The sequence below is a fragment of the Kitasatospora sp. NPDC022856 genome (assembly GCF_055561235.1).
The window spans coordinates 382879-399492 of record NZ_JBVHHE010000002.1; the positions used below are offsets into that span (position 1 = coordinate 382879).

Annotated in this window: 18 protein-coding genes and 1 pseudogene; 14 read left to right on the forward strand and 5 right to left on the reverse strand. The window is 72.5% G+C overall.

The features are described from left to right. Positions 1-71: 71 nt before the first annotated feature. Positions 72-719 carry a DUF433 domain-containing protein gene (locus ACZ34W_RS04715; protein WP_465601776.1) on the forward strand — a complete coding sequence of 216 codons (648 nt, stop codon included), beginning with the start codon at positions 72-74 and terminating at the stop codon, positions 717-719. After that, entirely contained in the window at positions 716-1177 is a 462-nt protein-coding gene (locus ACZ34W_RS04720) for a DUF5615 family PIN-like protein (RefSeq protein ID WP_465601780.1), read from the forward strand. The genes ACZ34W_RS04715 and ACZ34W_RS04720 overlap by 4 nt, the downstream gene beginning before the upstream one ends. 44 nt (positions 1178-1221) lie before the next feature. Here the strand turns inward: ACZ34W_RS04720 and ACZ34W_RS04725 are convergent. After that, positions 1222-1458: pseudogene (locus ACZ34W_RS04725) on the reverse strand (LLM class flavin-dependent oxidoreductase); the annotation flags it as partial. A gap of 65 nt (positions 1459-1523) precedes the next feature. Between ACZ34W_RS04725 and ACZ34W_RS04730 the strand changes: the two are divergent. From ACZ34W_RS04730 to ACZ34W_RS04760, 7 genes are all read left to right on the forward strand, one after another. Next, complete coding sequence (locus ACZ34W_RS04730; RefSeq protein WP_465601783.1) at positions 1524-1805, forward strand: hypothetical protein; 282 nt, start codon at positions 1524-1526, stop codon at positions 1803-1805. After that, positions 1802-2194: a type II toxin-antitoxin system VapC family toxin gene (locus ACZ34W_RS04735; RefSeq protein ID WP_465601786.1), complete on the forward strand. Its 393-nt coding sequence runs from the start codon at positions 1802-1804 to the stop codon at positions 2192-2194. Before ACZ34W_RS04730 ends, ACZ34W_RS04735 begins: the two co-directional genes overlap by 4 nt. 131 nt (positions 2195-2325) lie before the next feature. Further along, on the forward strand, positions 2326-2913 hold the full coding sequence (locus ACZ34W_RS04740; RefSeq protein WP_465601789.1) for a hypothetical protein: 588 nt from the start codon (positions 2326-2328) through the stop codon (positions 2911-2913). 381 nt (positions 2914-3294) lie between these two features. After that, complete coding sequence (locus tag ACZ34W_RS04745) at positions 3295-4089, forward strand: hypothetical protein (RefSeq protein WP_465601791.1); 795 nt, start codon at positions 3295-3297, stop codon at positions 4087-4089. Between the two features lie 53 nt (positions 4090-4142). Next, positions 4143-5024 (forward strand): hypothetical protein, encoded by an 882-nt coding sequence (locus ACZ34W_RS04750; protein WP_465601794.1) that lies wholly within the window; start codon positions 4143-4145, stop codon positions 5022-5024. Continuing rightward, positions 5021-5899, forward strand: a complete 879-nt coding sequence (locus ACZ34W_RS04755; protein WP_329488926.1) for a hypothetical protein — start codon at positions 5021-5023, stop codon at positions 5897-5899. Before ACZ34W_RS04750 ends, ACZ34W_RS04755 begins: the two co-directional genes overlap by 4 nt. Beyond that, positions 5896-7002 carry a hypothetical protein gene (locus tag ACZ34W_RS04760; protein ID WP_465601797.1) on the forward strand — a complete coding sequence of 369 codons (1107 nt, stop codon included), beginning with the start codon at positions 5896-5898 and terminating at the stop codon, positions 7000-7002. Before ACZ34W_RS04755 ends, ACZ34W_RS04760 begins: the two co-directional genes overlap by 4 nt. A gap of 81 nt (positions 7003-7083) precedes the next feature. On the opposite strand, the gene ACZ34W_RS04765 is transcribed toward ACZ34W_RS04760, so the two are convergent. Together ACZ34W_RS04765 and ACZ34W_RS04770 are read right to left on the reverse strand one after the other, a co-directional pair. Next, on the reverse strand, positions 7084-9360 hold the full coding sequence (locus ACZ34W_RS04765) for a hypothetical protein (protein WP_329488928.1): 2277 nt from the start codon (positions 9358-9360) through the stop codon (positions 7084-7086). 13 nt (positions 9361-9373) lie between these two features. Then, the gene (locus ACZ34W_RS04770) at positions 9374-9802 is read right to left on the reverse strand and encodes a hypothetical protein (protein ID WP_352297741.1); all 429 of its coding nucleotides are present in this window, start codon (positions 9800-9802) and stop codon (positions 9374-9376) included. Positions 9803-9992: 190 nt separating this feature from the next. On the opposite strand from ACZ34W_RS04770, the gene ACZ34W_RS04775 reads away from it, so the two are divergent. The 4 genes from ACZ34W_RS04775 to ACZ34W_RS04790 are packed head-to-tail and all read left to right on the forward strand — an operon-like array spanning position 9993 to position 13579. Continuing rightward, positions 9993-10964 (forward strand): ABC transporter ATP-binding protein, encoded by a 972-nt coding sequence (locus ACZ34W_RS04775; RefSeq protein ID WP_465601800.1) that lies wholly within the window; start codon positions 9993-9995, stop codon positions 10962-10964. After that, positions 10948-11850: an ABC transporter permease gene (locus ACZ34W_RS04780; RefSeq protein WP_465601803.1), complete on the forward strand. Its 903-nt coding sequence runs from the start codon at positions 10948-10950 to the stop codon at positions 11848-11850. The genes ACZ34W_RS04775 and ACZ34W_RS04780 overlap by 17 nt, the downstream gene beginning before the upstream one ends. A 24-nt stretch (positions 11851-11874) precedes the next feature. Further along, positions 11875-12822, forward strand: coding sequence for an ABC transporter ATP-binding protein (locus ACZ34W_RS04785; protein WP_352297736.1), 948 nt, complete (start codon positions 11875-11877; stop codon positions 12820-12822). A 40-nt stretch (positions 12823-12862) separates the two neighbouring features. Next, entirely contained in the window at positions 12863-13579 is a 717-nt protein-coding gene (locus ACZ34W_RS04790) for an ABC transporter permease (RefSeq protein ID WP_329488934.1), read from the forward strand. A gap of 45 nt (positions 13580-13624) precedes the next feature. Here the strand turns inward: ACZ34W_RS04790 and ACZ34W_RS04795 are convergent, their stop codons facing one another. Together ACZ34W_RS04795 and ACZ34W_RS04800 are read right to left on the reverse strand one after the other, a co-directional pair. Beyond that, the gene (locus ACZ34W_RS04795) at positions 13625-14857 is read right to left on the reverse strand and encodes a CynX/NimT family MFS transporter (RefSeq protein WP_465601808.1); all 1233 of its coding nucleotides are present in this window, start codon (positions 14855-14857) and stop codon (positions 13625-13627) included. Positions 14858-14919: 62 nt separating this feature from the next. After that, positions 14920-15660, reverse strand: a complete 741-nt coding sequence (locus ACZ34W_RS04800) for a FadR/GntR family transcriptional regulator (protein WP_329488936.1) — start codon at positions 15658-15660, stop codon at positions 14920-14922. A 165-nt stretch (positions 15661-15825) separates the two neighbouring features. Here ACZ34W_RS04800 and ACZ34W_RS04805 point away from each other — a divergent pair, with 165 nt between their 5' ends. Beyond that, positions 15826-16593 (forward strand): sporulation protein, encoded by a 768-nt coding sequence (locus ACZ34W_RS04805; RefSeq protein ID WP_465601813.1) that lies wholly within the window; start codon positions 15826-15828, stop codon positions 16591-16593. Positions 16594-16614: the final 21 nt, after the last annotated feature.

A 16614-nucleotide genomic window follows, 5' to 3' on the forward strand; every position in this document is an offset into this window, starting at 1 on the left:
TGGCGAGCCTGATGCCGGTACGGGACGATGAAGTAGCGTCGGATCGTCGTCTGGAGCCAAGGAGGTGCCGCATGTCGTACGAGCCCAAACTGGCTGCCGCGTTGTCCGGTGCGACTCTGCGGCAGCTGTCGCACTGGCGGCGGGCCACCGGGGAGCGCGGCGCTGTCCTGGTGCCGGAGATCTCGACCTCTCGTCCGATCCTCTACTCCTTTCGCGACGTGGTCGCTCTCCGAGCCTGTGTCCGGCTTCGCGAGGAGGCATCCCTCCAGAAGATCAGGCGGGCGCTGAGCACGTTGCGCGAGGGCCTCGACGAACGGGAACACCTCTCGGCCTACCGGCTGGTCGCGGGCGGTGACACGATCTACCTGGCAGACCCGGACCACGCAGTGGACCTCGTGCGGAGCAAAGGCAATGTCGTCATCCACGACATGGTGGACGTGCTTGCGCCTTTCTACCGTGGCGGTCGACGAATCCCGGACCTCCTTGAACCCCGGCCGCACGTGTCTATCGACCCTGCCGTGCGAGGTGGCGAGCCGGTCGTCGAGGGGACGCGCATCCCGGCGACAGAGGTCGCCGCTCTCCTACGGGACGGCGTGCCACCTGAGCAGATCGGCGAGTACTACCCGGGCGTAACAGCAGAGGCAGCTCGCGACGCAGCGGACTTCGCCGACTATGTCGACAGTTACGAGGATGCGGAAATCCGGCAGGCGGCGTCTTGAAGCTACTGCTCGACGAGAATGTGCCGCTTCCCATGGCACGGATCGTGCGCTTACTCCTGAAGCACCATGCCGTCGAGCACGTAGCCGAACTCAGCGGCTGGGCGGGGACCCGGGATGTCGACCTCTATGCGCGTGCGGCAGCGGACGGCTTTCAGATCGTTGTCACGAATGACACGAAGCAACTCAGTCGCCCACTCGAAGTAGTCGCCATCGCCGAGTCAGGCGTGCATCGCATCGAGTACCGCCAGAATCACAAGCACGGCGGGTTGGTGGGTCTCGGTGCAGCTATCGCCACTGTGTGTGCCGGCCTGCCCCACGCCTTGGCTGAACTTGAACAGGCAGACAGCCAGCGCCTGATCTCGCTGAATGCGGTCGACCCGTCCCAGCAGAGCCGCTTGCGGATCGTGGATCCTGCCAGCGCCCCGCCAAGATTCTGGCCCGCCGACTCACAGGGGTAGGGGCATCAGCGGCTGGGCCAGCGGAACATCGCAGGTCAGGATGCGATAGGTGAACGAGGATTGACCGAGGTCACCAGCGTGCCCAGCCGCAGGCGTTCGGTCGCCGTCGCGGCCGCCGTCAGCGTCGGCACCGCCCCGAACCACGGCTCGTCCCGGAACGACCGCCAGGACAGGTGGTCGTAGGTGTAGGCGGCATGGAACCCGAGGTCCTCGGCCCGCCGCCAGATCTTCTGCCCCTCGCTCCACCGGTGGATGGGGAGGATCACCGTGCTCAGTCGCACACGGGCGACCCTACGCGCAGGGCCGATCGCCAGCAGCCTCACACACTACGTACTACAGTTTTCCCATGACTACACCGCGTCCCGGCAAGACACGAGTCACCAGTGTTTCCCTGCGCGCTGAGACGCTGGAAGCCATTCGCGTCCGCGCCGGCAAGCAGGGCATCTCCTCCTACATCGAGGAGGCCGTGCAACGCCAGCTCCAACGCGAAGCCATCGACGAGTACATCGAGGCCGCCGAAGCCGATCACGGGCCGGTGGATCCGGCGGAGGTGACGACCAAGGCCGAGCGCGTCCGCGCGCACCATGCCGCTCATCGCGCAGACTCCGCCCCGGCGAACGCCGCGTGAGCGGCACGCTTGTTCTCGACAGCGAGGCTCTCTCCAAGCTGTCCCGGCGGCACCGCGACATGACTGTGTGGCTGGACGTCGCCCGCACGCTGGATCTTCTGGTGGTGACGAGTGCGGCCACTCTGGTGGAGGCGCGTGACCCCGAGGTGCCGCAGACGGCGTTCGACCACGCGGTCTCCCTCGCCAAAGTGCGGCCAGTCACCGAGGAGATCGCACGTGGGGCGAGCAGGTTGCTGGCAGCCGAGGGACTTCACGGCCATGAGTACGCCATCGACGCGATGCTCGCAGCCACCGCGCACGCGGAACACGGCGACGTGACCGTGGTAACCGGCGATGTCGATGATCTGCGCCGCCTGTGTCACCGCCGCGTCGCAGTCGAGCCGATCTGACCCACCCGGCACGGTGTCGCCGGCCCTGTGGCGCGTTCTCGCAGGCTTCGCGGAGTAGTCCGTGGGAGGGGCTAGTCTTTCCGCCGCACGCCTCACAATCTGATCATGCGTCAAACGGGGGTTCTTTCGGCATGCCCATTTTCCGGAGAGTATGCGGCGTCGGCCTGGTCGCGGTCGCCGCGCTGGGGCTCACGGCCTGCGGGCCCGACAACGCGTCGGACCAGGCGGGCGGCGGCCCGGTGGCCACCTCGCCCGCCGCCTCGTCCGCCGCCTCGTCCGCCGCCGCGCCGACGGGTGCCGCGCCGACGGGCGGCAAGAGCGCCAAGCCGTCGGCCGGTGCGAGTGACGAGCCGGAGGGGTTCTGCGACGCCGCGCCGCTGCCCGCCGGGCAGAAGTGGGTCTACCCGGTCAAGGGGACCACCACGACCACGCTGGTCTACAAGGACACCAAGACCGCGTGCGGGGTCAACGACGTGGTCTTCGAGCCGGTCGGTGCCGAGAAGAGCGCGCCGTTCGCGCCCGCCGCCAAGGGCCACCTGAACTCGGTACTGGCCCCGTCCAAGGACGTCAACGTCGCCGGTCTGGTGAAGCACATCGGTGAGTGCCTCACCGATCCCACCAGCACCAAGGGCTTCTACCCGTGCTCCGCCGGGGACTACAAGGTCGCGATCGACTCCGCCGGCAAGGTCGTCGAGCTGACCGAGCGCGCCCACTCCTGATCCGTCCCGCCGATCGGCCCGCCCGGTGGTCTCCCACCGGGCGGGCCGACGCGGTCTCCGGGTGCCGATTGCGGTTCGGTCACGGGATGTCCGATTGATTGATCATTGGGTGGGAGTGCGGTGATTGATTTTGTTGGCACACCTCCCGGGCGGCTCTCATAATTCCTGGTGATACGCGTGACGGTCGGCCTGGAGAGCCACGGGGGGTGGCCCGCGAGGGGCCCGTGCGCGACATTCCACATTCCCCGGGGGAGCTCCTTGTCCGCGCCCGAAAACGTGCCGTCCGCCGCCGAACCGGCGAACGGTGCGTCGTCCGAAACCCCTGCCGATCCCGCGGCCGAAGCCGCTGCCGTACCCGCGCCCGTACCCGCCGCTGATCCCGTGGCCGCCGCGCCGGTGGCCGCCTCCGGGCGGAAGCTGCCGCGCGCCGTCGGCGTGGCCCTGGCCACCGCCGGGCTGCTCGCCGTGACGGCGACCAGCGCCGCCGTCACCGTGGCCGTCGGGAAGCCCGACGACCGGCCGGCCGTCGTGGCCGCCCCGGCCAAGGCCGCGCCGACCGCGACCGTCGGCGCGAGTGCGAGCACCACCGCGTCGGCCTCGCCCACGGCGGTGCCGACCACCGCCGCGCCGACCACCGTCGCACCCGTCCCCCGGCCGGTGAGCACCCTCAAGGGCACCGTCAGCGGGGGCCGGCACGAAGGCGACCTGCGGTACTTCCTGCTCCCGATCCCCGACGCCGGCGAGTCCTACGGGCCGCCGGACGGGATGAAGCTGACCGACGACGAGGTGGCCGACCTCTTCGACAACCAGGACGGCATCATGCGCATCCTGGGCTCCTACGGGTACAAGGAGGCCGCCGCCCGGACGTACCGCACGGCGGACGGCAAGGCCGAGGTGACGGTCACCCTGATGCGCTTCGGTTCGACCGCGATGGCGAGCGAGTTCGTCCAGGGCTACACGATGAAGCTGGACCCGATCGCGATCGACGGCGATCCCGCCGCCCACGGCTACGTCCGCAAGCCCAAGCAGCAGGCGTACACCGGCTCGATGACCGGCATCTCCAGCCAGGGCGACGTCCAGTACACGCTCGACGTCGAGGTGAAGGGGACCCCGGACAAGGCGCTGCTGAGCGAGCTGATGAAGCGCCAGCGCGAGCGGCTCTCCTCCGGCGGCTGAACCGCTCCGCCGCCCACGCCCGACGTCACCTTTCCCCCTCCTGGAGCCACTCCGTGACCACCCGTCCCGTGGAGCCGTCGCCCGCCGACGGCCCCGCGTCCGAGGCGCCCGCCGAACCGGCCGCCCCCGCCGCACCGCCCGCCGAACCGGTCGCCCCCGCTGACGGACCCGCGCCCGACGCGCCCGCCGCGCCGCCCGCCGTGGTCTTCGCCGACGGGTTCGCGCCCACCGCCGCCGTCCTGCCGCCGAACCGCCCGCGCCGGCCCCGGCCGGTGCTGCTGCTGACCTGCGGACTGCTGCTGGGCACCCTGCTCGGCGGCGCCGTCGGCTACGCCGTGCAGGCGAACCGTCCGCCGACCCCGTTGCCGCCGATCCAGGTCGCCCGGCCGTCCTACCCGGCCGAGGTGGTGGACCCGGCGGCCGTCGCCGCGGCGGCGCCCAGGCCGCCGGCCGTCGACGGCGACCTGCGGAAGTTGCTGGTGACGGCGCCGGCCGGCAGCACGGCCTGGGCCGACTTCCCCGACACGCCCAGCTGGATCACCATCGGCGAGCTCGCCGAGCACACCGGCCGGTCGGCGGAGGTCTTCCGCGCCCTGAACGTCGCGGAGTTCCGCCGCGCCGTCGAGGTGGACTGGAAGAAGGACGACCTGAAGGTCCGGGTCTCGCTGATCCAGTACGGCCCCGACCACGCCGCCTCGGCGAAGTACGCCGCCGCCGCGTACCGGCTCCAGCCGTTCGCGGACGACGCCAACGGCGGCTTCCACGTCGACAGCGAGCCCTCGCACTGGGCGGAGTCCACCGAGCAGTACTACCTGGGCACCGCGCTGGCGCAACGCGGCACGCTGGTGATGAAGGTCGAGGCCTTCGGCACGCGGCCGGTGAACCCCGATGTCGTGAAGGACATCGCCAAGCAGCAGTGGGAGCGGCTGGTATGAGCGACAGCACCGTGACCGTGACCGAGGCCGCGAACCCCGCGCCGGTCCCCGTCGAGCCGTTCGGGCCGCCCGGGCCGGTCGAGCAGGCCCCCGCGCCCGGGCCGGCCGCCGCCGGCCCGGAGCGGCCCGCGCCCACCGGTCGCCGGCTCCTCCGGGCCACCGGCGCGACCGTGGCGGCCGCGCTGGTCGGCGTGGTCATCGGCGTCGGCGTCATCGAGACCCGGTACGACGACCCCGCGCCCGCCAGCGCCGCCGCCGCACCGACGGCGGCGGCGCCCGCCCCGACCGCCACGCCCACCCCCTTCGGTGCCAAGGCCAACGGCAACCACTTCGGTTCGCTGCGCGACCTGCTGCTGCCCGTCCCGGCCGGCTACGCGCTCGGCCCGGACGACGGCGGCTACGGCAACGACGTCGAGCTGTCGGCGGACCAGCTCTCCGCCGAGATGGACAGCGACCTCCAGCAGATCCCCAAGGAGAAGCGGGACAAGCTCCGCCAGTACTGGGAGGGCCTGCACGTCAAGGCCACCGGGGTGCGCACCTACAAGACCGGTACGGACGACCTGGTGATCGGTCTGAGGCTGCGGCAGTTCAACCAGCAGGAGGTGCAGAAGGCCAACGAGTACACGGCCGTCTTCACCGGTGACACCGGGCTCTTCCGGATCGGCCCCGGGATCCCCGGGCACCCCGAGGCGCACTGCTACCTGATGCCCGCTCCGCCGTCCGCGCCGATCGACTACCTGGAGTGCTCGGCCGCCGAGGGCGACCTCCTGGTGATCATGAGCGCCGAGGGTGCGGCACCGCTGCCCAAGGACAAGATCGTCACCCTCTTCAGCCAGCAGCTCGACCGCCTCGCCAGCCCGGGAGCGTCCGCATGACCGACCACGCCACCCCGCACGACAGCGCGGCCCCGGCCGGGGCCGACGCGCCCCCGGCGCCCCTCGCACCGTTCGCGCCCCCCGCCGCTCCGGCCGGCCCGCCCGCCGAGGCGGTCCCGGGGGACGACCCCTGGGCCGTCGCCCCCGGGGCCGGGACCCTGCCGTCGCTCCCGCCGCCGAGCCCCGAGGAGCTCGCGGCCCGCCGCACCCGCCGGCGCAACGCGGCGCTGCGCTGGGGCGCGGCCGCCCTGGTCTGCGTGCTGGCCGGTACCGGCGCCGCGCTGGCCGTCACCGCGCCCGAGCGCACCGACATCCCGGGCCTGGCCACCCGGGGCGACGGCCGCTACACCTTCCCCGCGCTGGCCCTGCCGCCGCTGCCGTCCGGCCAGGCGGCGCCCGGTGAGAACAAGAGCCGGCACGCCGCCGACCTGCGGTACCTGCTCCTGCCCGCCCCGAAGGAAGCCGGCGGTTCGTCGGTCCCGGCGGTCTTCCCGACCCCGACCGCGACCCCGACCGCGACCCCCACCGCGGCATCGACCGCGGCACCGACCGCGAGCCCGGCCGCGTCGTCGCCCGCCGCGCCCGACGGCGCCCCCGCGAGCGCCCCGGCGGCCACCGGCGGGTCGGCCGCCCCGACCCCGGCCGCCGGCACGGCCCCGGCGGACTGGGTCGCCTGTGACGCGATGGCCGCCGAGCAGAAGGAGCCGGCGAAGCTGCGGGCCCTGCTGCTGCGCGACGTCTGCCGCGCCGCCACCGTCCGGGAGTGGACCGCCTCCGACGGCACCCGCACCCAGATCCGACTGCTCCGCTTCGGCTCCTCCGTCGAGGCCTGGGACGTCTTCGCCGACCTGCGCGGCGACGGCGAACCGAAGGACCTGCCGGGTCTGCGGCCCGCCTCCGTCATCGGCTGGGACAGCGTCTCCGGCGTCGACCTCGCCACCCGCGAGAGCACGACGCTGGCCGGGGAGGGCCGGACCACCGGGTACCTGGCCTACCTGAGCGCCGGCGACATCGTCGGCGTCATCACGATGACCAACGCCCGGGGCGTCCAGCCGCCCGCGTTCCGCCAGGTCGTCACGCTCCAGTCCGACCTGCTGGCCTGATCCGGCGCCACCCGGTGGGCGGTGTGCCTCGCGGCACGCCGCCCACCGGTCGCCCCGCGCCGCCGCGGCGCGGGGCGACCCTCAGCCGCCGGAGCTCTGGCTGCCGGAGGAGCCGTCGGTGTAGCCGTCGAGGGCCCGGTCCCCGGCGCTGTCGGCCAGCCGCTGGATGTCCTCCGGGCTGAGCTTGGTGCCGTTGGCGGCGTCGATGACGGCCTGCTTCGCCCCGACCGCCGCGCCCTCGCGCCCCTCGGCGACGAAGTCGCGCCCCTCCTGGTTGCCGTCCTCGGTGGTGTCGCGCTCGTTGGCCTTCACCACGCTGTCGGTGATCTGCTCGACGAGGAAGTCGGCCGCCTCGCCCGCCAGCGGGACCCGCTCGGTGGCCAGGCCGATGGTGGTGCTGAACGCCGTCTGCGCGTACCCGGCGTTCTTCTCCAGGGCCTCGTTGTACTCCTTGTCGGAGGACGCGTGCTCCTGGTGGACCTCGTCGATCCGGGCCTCGTTGAGGATGCCGCTGATGACGCCGCCGGCCCGGGAGGTGGAGTCGATCTCCGACTCCAGCCGGGCGAAGTCGGTCTGCCCGCTGTCGATGTGGCCGCGCACCACCGCGGTCGAGTACGCCTGGTTGGCGTTGACCACGGCGCCGTACGCGTCGGGGTCGCGGCCGAGCGCGTCGAGCAGGCCGCGGACCGGTGCCTCCTTGAGCCCGGCCGGGGCCCCGTTGACCGGCAGGTCGTCCTTGTGCGGGGAGAGCGCGCGCTGGGTGTCGCCCATGTAGTCGGCGGTCATGTGCCCGAGGCTGTCCCGCAGCGGCGCGAACTTGGCGTCCTCGCCCTTGAGGTCGTCGAGCACGCCGCCGTTGCCGTGGGTGCCGAAGGTCTGCACGACCCGGTTCATGACCTCGGCCTGGTCGGCGGTGTGCTTGGGCGCGACCCCCGAGTGGTCGTCGTACGGCCGGCCGGTGGTGGCCGCCTCCAGGGCGTGGCCGAGGGCGTCCGGACCGCTGCGCATGCCCTGCTGACGCAGTTCGTTCTTCTGCGAGACGGTGTCCGGCGTGTACTCCTTGTCGTGCGTGAAGTACGTCAGGTAGTCCGAGGGCTTGACCTTGCCGTTCGGGTTGACCGAGCCGTCGGTGTTGTACGCGGTCGGCTGGTCGTGGAAGAACTTGGTGGCCGCCTCAGGGCTGTGGCCGAGCGCCTCCAGTACGGCGGTGGTCGGCTCCCAGCCCGAACCGCCCTCCTGGCCGAGGAGGTTGTAGCCGCGCCGGTCGCTGCGCGGGCCCATCACCGGGGCCGGCCAGTACTTGTCGTCGGTGTCCAGCTGGGTGATGTGCTCGGCGATCGGGTTGAGGAAGTGCGGGTCGTAGTCGCCGGTCCGCAGGATGCCGGAGAGCACCTGGTAGCCGTAGGGCGAGTAGTCCAGGCCGCTCTGGCGGTACGGCTTGTCCCACATCGTCTCGGAGCCGGCCTTGCGCAGGTCGGCGGCCCACTGGTCGGACAGGTGGGGCTCGTTGGTGGTGCGGGTGGCGGTGGCCAGGTTGAGGCCGAGGTTCTTCTGCAGCTCCTGGTACTGCTTCCACCGGGCGTCGCTGGCGCCGTTGAACTGCTGCTCGTCGCCGACCATGCTGTTCCAGGCCTGCAGCGTCCCCTTCGGGCCGAGGTCCTGGTAGAAGCGGGTGGAGAACTTCGGGTCGTTCGCGTTGGCGGCCAGCAGCGAGTTGAGCTCGGTGAGTTCGGTGTCCGAGATCTTCCCGCCCTTGCCGGCGAGCTGGGCGGCCCGGATGCCGTCCGCCTCCGGTCCGCCGCCGACGGCCTTGGCGTTGAAGGACTTCACCTCGTCGGCGGACGCGTCCGAGCGAAGCGCCCAGGCGGCGCGCTCGTCGGCGGCGGTGGCCTCCTGGACGGCCGCGTCGATCGCCTTGCGGGCCGCTTCGGCCTTGGTGCGGTTCTCGTCGTTGTAGGCGCGGCTGGCGTCCGGGTCGTGCCGGGTGGCGTTGTCGGCCGGCGGCCAGCTCACGGTGCCGTCGTCGGTGACGGTCAGCCCGGCGCCGCGGGCGTCCGCGACGGCCTTGTCCAGCTTGGCCTTGGCCGCCTGGAAGTCGTTCCCGGCGTCCTTGAGGATCGAGCCGATCGCGGTGGCCTCGGTGACGGCGGCGGTCAGCTGCTCGTTGGCCCGCTGGAGCTTGGGCCGGGCCTGGTCGGCGGTGGGGCCGCTCCAGTTGGCGGAGTTGACCTTGGCGATGACCGTGTTGTCCCAGTCCTCGTCCATCGCCTTCAGCTTCTTGGCGACGTCCTCCCAGGCGGTGGCGGCGGTGCCGAGGACGTCCAGCTTGGCGGTGCTCAGTTCGTGGAAGTCGACCATGTCGTCCGCCCCCTCAGCCCTTCATGTCGTGCTTGACGGCGGTTTCGTTGTTCCGGTAGTTCGTGGCGCTGTCCCGCAGGGCCTGGGTGAGCTCGCCGATGGTGCTGTTCAGGGCGGCGATCTGCTGGTCCCAGGTGGCGGCGGTCTGCGCGGCCGCCTTGCCGGTGCTCCAGTTGGCCAGCGAGGTGGCCACCTGGGTGGTCTCGTCGTCGGCGGCCCGGCCGTCCCCGTTGAGCCGGCCGTGGATCTGGTCCGACGAGTTGGCGGCGGAGTCCAGCGCCGCGGGGTCGACCCCGACGGTGCCGCCGTCGCCGGGGGCGTTCGCCGAGTTGATCCGGGTGCGGGCACCCTCCTGCTGCCTGGCCGCGGTGGTCAGGTTCCCGTCGGCGTCGTACGCCCAGGGGTTCATCATCCGGTCAAATGCGGTCGCGCGATCCGACATGGTGCTCTCGTCCCTCCCTGCCGGGCACTCTCCCCGGCGGCCCCCGTGTTAGGAATTCGCAAAGAATACAAGGGCGGTGGCGGGCCGGAACCCCTAGGGGATCATCGGGCGGATGTCATACCGCAGCAGCACGGGGCGTCGTCATTCGAGCTCATGGCCCGGAGGGTCCGGCCGCACTACGGTGAGGGACGTGTCCACTGTCATCAAGACGGACGGCCTCACCAAGAGGTTCCCCCGGGTCACCGCCCTCGATCAGCTCACCGTAGAGGTGGAGCCCGGGGTGGTCGGCCTGGTGGGGGCGAATGGCGCGGGCAAGTCCACACTCATCAAGATCCTGCTCGGGCTGGCCCCGGCGACCTCCGGTACGGGGCGGGTCCTCGGCCTAGACATCGCCACCCAGGGCTGGCAGATCCGTGAGCAGGTCGGCTACATGCCCGAGCACGACTGCCTGCCGCCGGACGTCTCGGCGACGGAATTCGTGGTGCACATGGCGCGGATGGCCGGGCTGCCGGCCGCCGCGGCCCGCGAGCGGACGGCCGACACGCTGCGGCACGTCGGGCTGTACGAGGAGCGGTACCGGCCGATGGGCGGGTACTCGACGGGCATGAAGCAGCGGGTCAAGCTGGCCCAGGCGCTGGTCCACGACCCGAAGCTGGTGCTGCTGGACGAGCCCACCAACGGGCTGGACCCGGTCGGCCGGGACGACATGCTGGCGCTGATCCGCCGGGTGCACACCGACTTCGGCATCTCGGTGCTGGTCACCACCCACTTGCTCGGCGAGCTGGAGCGGACCTGCGACCACCTGGTCATCATCGACGGGGGCAAGCTGCTGCGCTCCTCGTCGACCGCGTCGTTCACCGGAGTGACGGCCACCCTCGCGGTCGAGGTGACGGACTTCCCCGACGACCTCACCCGCGACGCGAGCGCCGCCGTGCGCGAGCGGCTGACCGCCGCCGGGCTCGCGGTCGAGCCGGAGGGCGCGCGGCTCCTGCTGGTGCGCCTGGCCGGCGACGACACCTACGACACCATCCGCGACGCGGTCGCGGACCTCGGCCTCGGGCTGGTCCGGCTGGAGCAGCGCCGCCACCGGGTCGCCGAGCTGTTCACGGAGACCAGCGGTCAGCAGAGCAAGGGAGGTACCGCAGATGGCACTGCCCTCTGAGGCCAGGTCGCTCGACACCGGCGTCATCCACGACATCGGGTACCGCGGCTACGCCGGCCCCCGGCTCGGCCGGGCCTACGCCACCCGTTCGCTGTTCACCCAGAGCCTGCGCGCCGCGTACGGCCTCGGGCGCTCGGGCCGGTCCAAGGTGCTGCCGATGCTGCTGCTCGGTCTGGTCACCGCGCCGGCCGCGATCATGGTGGCGATCGCCCTCGTCCAGCGCCAGGACGAACTGCCGGTCGACTACCCGGAGTACCTGGGGATCGTGGGCCTGCTGGTCTCGATCTTCCTGGCCTCGCAGACGCCCGTGCTGCTCTCCCGGGACCTCCGCCACCACACCGTCCCGCTGTACTTCTCCCGCCCGATCACCCGGGCCGACTACGTCCGGGCCAAGTACGCCGCGATGGCCTGCGCCCAGCTGCTGCTGATGACGGCCCCGCTGCTGGTGCTCTACGTCGGCGCGCTGCTCGGCGGGCTGGGCTTCGGGCACAACACCGCGCACGTCCTCTACGGCCTGGTCACCGCCGTGCTGTACGCCCTGGTGCCCACCTCGGTCGCGCTGGTGATCGCCGCCACCACGCCGCGCCGCGGCTTCGGGGTGGCCGCGATCATGGGCTACCTGGCGATCAGCACCGCCGTGGTCGGCGTCGTCAGCGGCATCAGCTCGGAAGGCCGGGCTGGCCTGCCGGACTCCGCGCAGTGGACGGCCCTGCTCGCGCCGAACGAGCTGGTGGAGAGCCTGGTGAACCAGCTCTTCGACCTCGGCAGCGGGCCGGACCGGCTGCACGCGCCCGGCGCCCTCGGCGTGGTGGTCTTCGCCGCCACCGCCGCCGCGATGGTGGCCGGCTCGTACGCGCTGCTGCTGCGCCGCTACCGCAACATCTGACAACGCAGGATCTGAGAGGGCGTCATGGCCACCATCACCATCGACAAGGTCTCCCGCTGGTTCGGCAACGTGGTCGCCGTCAACGACGTCAGCATGGCGATCGGTCCCGGCGTCACCGGCCTGCTGGGGCCCAACGGCGCGGGCAAGTCGACCCTCATCCACATGATGAGCGGCTTCCTCGCCCCCTCCACCGGAGCGGTCACCCTGGACGGCGCGCCGATCTGGCGCAACCAGCAGGTGTACCGGCAGATCGGGCTGGTCCCCGAGCGCGAGTCGATGTACGACTACCTGACCGGTTGGGAGTTCGTGCTGGCCAATGCCGAGCTCCACGGCCTCGCCGACCCGGCCGCGGCGGCCCGGCGGGCGCTGTCCCTGGTGGAGATGGAGTACGCCCAGGACCGGAAGACCGGGACGTACTCCAAGGGCATGAAGCAGCGCGTCAAGATGGCCTCGGCGCTGGTCCACGACCCCGCCGTGCTGCTGCTCGACGAGCCGTTCAACGGCATGGACCCGCGCCAGCGGCTGCAGCTGATGGAGCTGCTGCGCAGGTTCGGCGCCGACGGCCGCACGGTGCTCTTCTCCTCGCACATCCTGGAGGAGGTCGAGCAGCTGGCCCGGCACATCGAGGTCGTGGTGGCCGGCCGGCACGCCGCCTCCGGGGACTTCCGCCGGATCCGCCGGCTGATGACCGACCGGCCGCACCGCTACCTGGTCCGCTCCAGCGACGACCGCCGGCTGGCCGCCGCGCTGATCGCGGACCCGTCGACGGCCGGCATCGAGCTGGACGTGCCGGGCCCGGACGCCAGGGCGGCGGCGGGCGAGGCGGGCGGGCTGCGGATCCAGGCGGTCAACTTCCAGGGCTTCACCACCCTGCTGCCCAAGGTCGCCCAGCAGGCCGGCGTCCGGCTGTACACCGTCGCCCCGGCCGACGAGTCGCTGGAGAGCGTCTTCTCCTACCTCGTCTCCGCGTAGCCCCACCCCCGGAACCGGACCCCAGGAAGGCCGACCAACCATGAACCCGACCGTCGCCAGGCTGACGCTGCGCGGCCTGCTGGGCCGCCGCCGCGGCATCCTGCTGCTGGTGGTCCCCGCCCTGCTGCTGCTCGTCTCGGCGATCGCCAGCGGCTCCAGCGGGGACAAGCACGACCTGACCGTAAAGATCCTCGGACAGCTGGGCCTCGGCACGCTGCTGCCGATCCTCGGCCTGGTCGTCGGCACCGGCGCCATCGCCACCGAGATCGACGACGGCTCGATCGTCTACCTGCTGGCCAAGCCGCTGCCCCGCTGGAAGATCATCACCACCAAGCTGGCGGTGGCGGTCGGCACCACCTGGGTGTTCTCGGCGGTCCCGATCCTGCTGGCCGGCCTGCTGCTGTACGGCACCGAGGACGGCCTGGCGCTCGGTTACACCGTCGCCGCGCTGGTGGCCGGTGCCGCCTACAGCGCGCTGTTCCTGCTGCTCGGCGTCGTCACCCGGCACGCCGTGGTGGCCGGGCTGGTCTACGCGCTGATCTGGGAGTCCCTGATCGGCAACTTCGTGAAGGGCGCCAAGACGCTCAGCGTCCAGCAGTGGGGGCTGTCGGTGGCCGAGGCGGTGGCCGGCGAGGGCGCGATCACCGCGGACGTCGCGCTCGGGGTGGCCGTCCCGCTGCTGCTGGTCCTCACCGTGGCGGCGACGCTGCTCGCCTCGGTGAAGCTGGCCGGTCTGACCCTGGCCGCCGAGGAGTAGCGGGCCCGGCCGGCCGCGGGGCGGGCCCGCGGCCGGCACCGGGCCTCAGAGCGTCCGGTCGCGGCCCGCGCCCCAGCCGGCCACGGCGGCGACCGCCGCCAGCACCAGCATCAGCAGCAGCGGGACGTTCCAGCCGTCGGTCAGCTGGTGCAGGGCCCCGGCGCCGACCGGTCCGGCCGCGGCCACCAGGTAGCCGACCGCCTGCGACATGCCGCCCAGCTGGGCGGCGCCGGCCGCGCTGTCGGTGCGCAGCACGATGAAGGCGAGCGCGAGGCCGAGCGAGCCGCCCTGGGCGATGCCCAGGATGGTGGCCGACACCCAGGCCCCGGGCACCGGCGAGACCAGCAGGATCGTGATGCCGACCGCGTTCAGCACGGCCATCACCACGGCCAGCGTCCGCTGCCGGGTCATCCGGCCGGCCATCAGCGGCACCAGGAAGGCCCCGGCCACCTGGACCAGGTTGGAGAAGGCGAAGACCAGACCGGCCTCGCTCCGGTCCATCCCGTGGTCGGCCAGGATGGTCGGCATCCAGGCCACCAGGGTGTAGACCAGCAGTGACGAGATGCCCATGAAGAGGCTGATCTGCCAGGCCAGCGGCGAGCGCCAGACCCCCTCGATCGGCCGGCCGGCGGGGGCCGCCGCCACCGCCGCCTTCTCCTGGCGCGAGCGCAGCACCTGCGGCAGCCAGGCGACGGCGGCGATCAGGGCCAGCAGCGACCAGGCGCCCAGCGAGGCCCGCCAGCCGCCGCCGAGGGCGTGCTCCAGGGGCACCGAGGTGCCCGCCGCGAGGGTGGCGCCGACCAGCATGGTGGTCGAGTAGACGCCGGTCATGGTCGCCGCCCGGCCCGGGAACTCGCGCTTGACCAGGCCCGGCATCGAGACGTTCAGCACCGCGATCGCGACCCCGATCACCACGCAGCCGGCGTACAGCGCGGCCACCGAGGGCAGCACCCGCAGCAGCACGCCCGCGCCGAGCACCAGCACCGCGCCCAGCACCACCCGCTCGGTGCCGAACCGCCTGGTCAGCCGGGGAGTGAGCGGGGCGCCGGCGCCCTGGAAGAGCACCGGGACGGTGGTGATCAGACCGCTCGCCGTCGCGGAGAGCCCGAAGGTGTGCTGGATCTCGCCGACCATCGGCGAGATCGCCGCCAGGCAGGCCCGCATGTTGAGGGCGACCAGCACGATGCCGGTCAGCAGCAGGGCGGGGTGGGCCAACCGGGTGCGGACGGGGAGCGGGGCGGGAACGAGGACCGGCTGCTGGGCACGGGTGACGGCCATGGGACGTGCTGCTCTTTCGTGAAAACGGGGGACGGACGCGGGAGGGCGGCGGCGGGTGCCGCCTACTTCCGGGCCGCGATGGCGGCGAGGAGCTGCTCGACGGCCGCGGTCGGCTCGGCGAGCAGCGTCCGACACGCGGCCTCGGCGCGGTCCGGGTCACCGCTCTCGATCGCGTCCACCAGCGCCGCGTGGGTGGCCACGACCACCTCGGGCATCTCGTGGTCCCCGAAGGCCGTCCGCATCGACTCCCGCACCGAGGCGCCGAAGTAGCGGTACACCTCGGTCAGCGCGGGGTTGTGCGCGGCCTCGACCACGGCGGTGTGGAACTCGAGGTCGTGCTCGACGGTCGCCTCGCGGCCGGCCCGCTCCGGGTGCGCCGCGATCACCTCCGCCTCGCGGGCCAGCGCGGCCCGCATCCGGACGATGTCCTCGGGCGTGTGCCGCAGCGCCGCCAGTCGGGCGCCCTCGGCCTCCAGCGCCGCCCGGACCTCCAGGACGTCCCGGACGCCGGAGCGCTGCACGCCCCGCAGGACGGAGGCCGGGTCGCTGGTGCTGCGCACGAAGGTGCCCTCACCCTGCCGGGTGGCCAGCATCCCGGCGTGCACCAGCACCCGGATGGCCTCCCGCACGGTGTTCCGTCCGACCTGAAGCCGCTCGGCCAGCTCGTGCTCGGTGGGGATCCGCGAGCCGACCGGCCAGCTGCCGGCGGCGAGCTGCTCGCGCAGCTGGTCGATGGCGGTGTCCACCAGGGAGCGCCGGCCGGCGGCCTGCAAGGTGTCCTCGCTGTGGCCGGACGCGGTCATGGCGGAGCTCCCCTCTGCGCGTCGATCTGCGGTCATCGGTCATCCTACAACCGCTTGCCCGGTCATCCTACAACTGGCTCGCACCTGCGCGGGGGAACCGTCCGGGCCGTCCTGGCGTTCCTCCCGACGACTTCGGTCCACCCCTATTTCGAGGAGAGCGCCCCCATGGTGTTCAAGAAGCTGCTCGGTGCCCTGGGCGTCGGCGGTCCCGGCGTCGACACCGTCCTGACCACGCCGGCCGTGCAGCCCGGCGGCACCCTGCACGGAACGGTCGAGCTGACCGGCGGGACGGTCGAGGCGGACATCCGGGGGATCACGCTGACCCTGGTCGCCCGGGTGGAGATCGAGCACGAGGAGGGGGAGAGCACCGGCCTCTACCCGTTCGCGCGGTTCTCCGTCACCGCGCCGCTGGTGCTGGCGCCCGGCGAGAACCGGTCGATCCCGTTCGCCGTCCAGGTGCCGTTCGAGGCCCCGGTCACCGTCGTCGCCGGGCAGCACCTGCACGGCATGCAGCTCGGCGTGCGGACGGAGGTCGACATCGCGGGCGCGCTCGACAAGGGCGACTCCGACCCGCTGGAGATCGAGCCGCTGGCGGTGCAGCGCCGGATCCTGGACTCGCTGCTGCAGCTCGGCTTCCGGTTCCGCTCGGCCGACCTGGAGGCCGGCCACATCCGGGGCACCGGCCAGACGCTGCCGTTCTACCAGGAGATCGAGTTCTCCGCCGCGCCGCAGTACGCGCACGTCTGCAACTCGCTGGAGGTCAGCTTCGTCACCACCGCGCAGCGGGTCGAGGTGGTGCTGGAGGCGGACAAGCGCGGCGGCCTCTTCGGCCACGGCGGCGGCGACGTCATCCGCACCCACGTGGTCGAGCACGGCCAGGCCGACCAGGACCTCACCGCGCTGGTCGACGGCTGGATCCGGGCCGCGCTCTGACGGCCGCGCCGCCGGCCCCGG

Excerpts from the sequence above, each read along its gene's own strand:
- ACZ34W_RS04715 (WP_465601776.1), top strand. The coding sequence starts at position 72 with ATGTCGTACGAGCCCAAACTGGCTGCCGCGTTGTCCGGTGCGACTCTG.
- ACZ34W_RS04730 (WP_465601783.1), top strand. The coding sequence starts at position 1,524 with ATGACTACACCGCGTCCCGGCAAGACACGAGTCACCAGTGTTTCCCTG.
- ACZ34W_RS04740 (WP_465601789.1), top strand. The coding sequence starts at position 2,326 with ATGCCCATTTTCCGGAGAGTATGCGGCGTCGGCCTGGTCGCGGTCGCC.
- ACZ34W_RS04755 (WP_329488926.1), top strand. The coding sequence starts at position 5,021 with ATGAGCGACAGCACCGTGACCGTGACCGAGGCCGCGAACCCCGCGCCG.
- ACZ34W_RS04760 (WP_465601797.1), top strand. The coding sequence starts at position 5,896 with ATGACCGACCACGCCACCCCGCACGACAGCGCGGCCCCGGCCGGGGCC.
- ACZ34W_RS04765 (WP_329488928.1), bottom strand. The coding sequence starts at position 9,360 with ATGGTCGACTTCCACGAACTGAGCACCGCCAAGCTGGACGTCCTCGGC.
- ACZ34W_RS04770 (WP_352297741.1), bottom strand. The coding sequence starts at position 9,802 with ATGTCGGATCGCGCGACCGCATTTGACCGGATGATGAACCCCTGGGCG.
- ACZ34W_RS04780 (WP_465601803.1), top strand. The coding sequence starts at position 10,948 with ATGGCACTGCCCTCTGAGGCCAGGTCGCTCGACACCGGCGTCATCCAC.
- ACZ34W_RS04785 (WP_352297736.1), top strand. The coding sequence starts at position 11,875 with ATGGCCACCATCACCATCGACAAGGTCTCCCGCTGGTTCGGCAACGTG.
- ACZ34W_RS04790 (WP_329488934.1), top strand. The coding sequence starts at position 12,863 with ATGAACCCGACCGTCGCCAGGCTGACGCTGCGCGGCCTGCTGGGCCGC.
- ACZ34W_RS04795 (WP_465601808.1), bottom strand. The coding sequence starts at position 14,857 with ATGGCCGTCACCCGTGCCCAGCAGCCGGTCCTCGTTCCCGCCCCGCTC.
- ACZ34W_RS04800 (WP_329488936.1), bottom strand. The coding sequence starts at position 15,660 with ATGACCGCGTCCGGCCACAGCGAGGACACCTTGCAGGCCGCCGGCCGG.
- ACZ34W_RS04805 (WP_465601813.1), top strand. The coding sequence starts at position 15,826 with ATGGTGTTCAAGAAGCTGCTCGGTGCCCTGGGCGTCGGCGGTCCCGGC.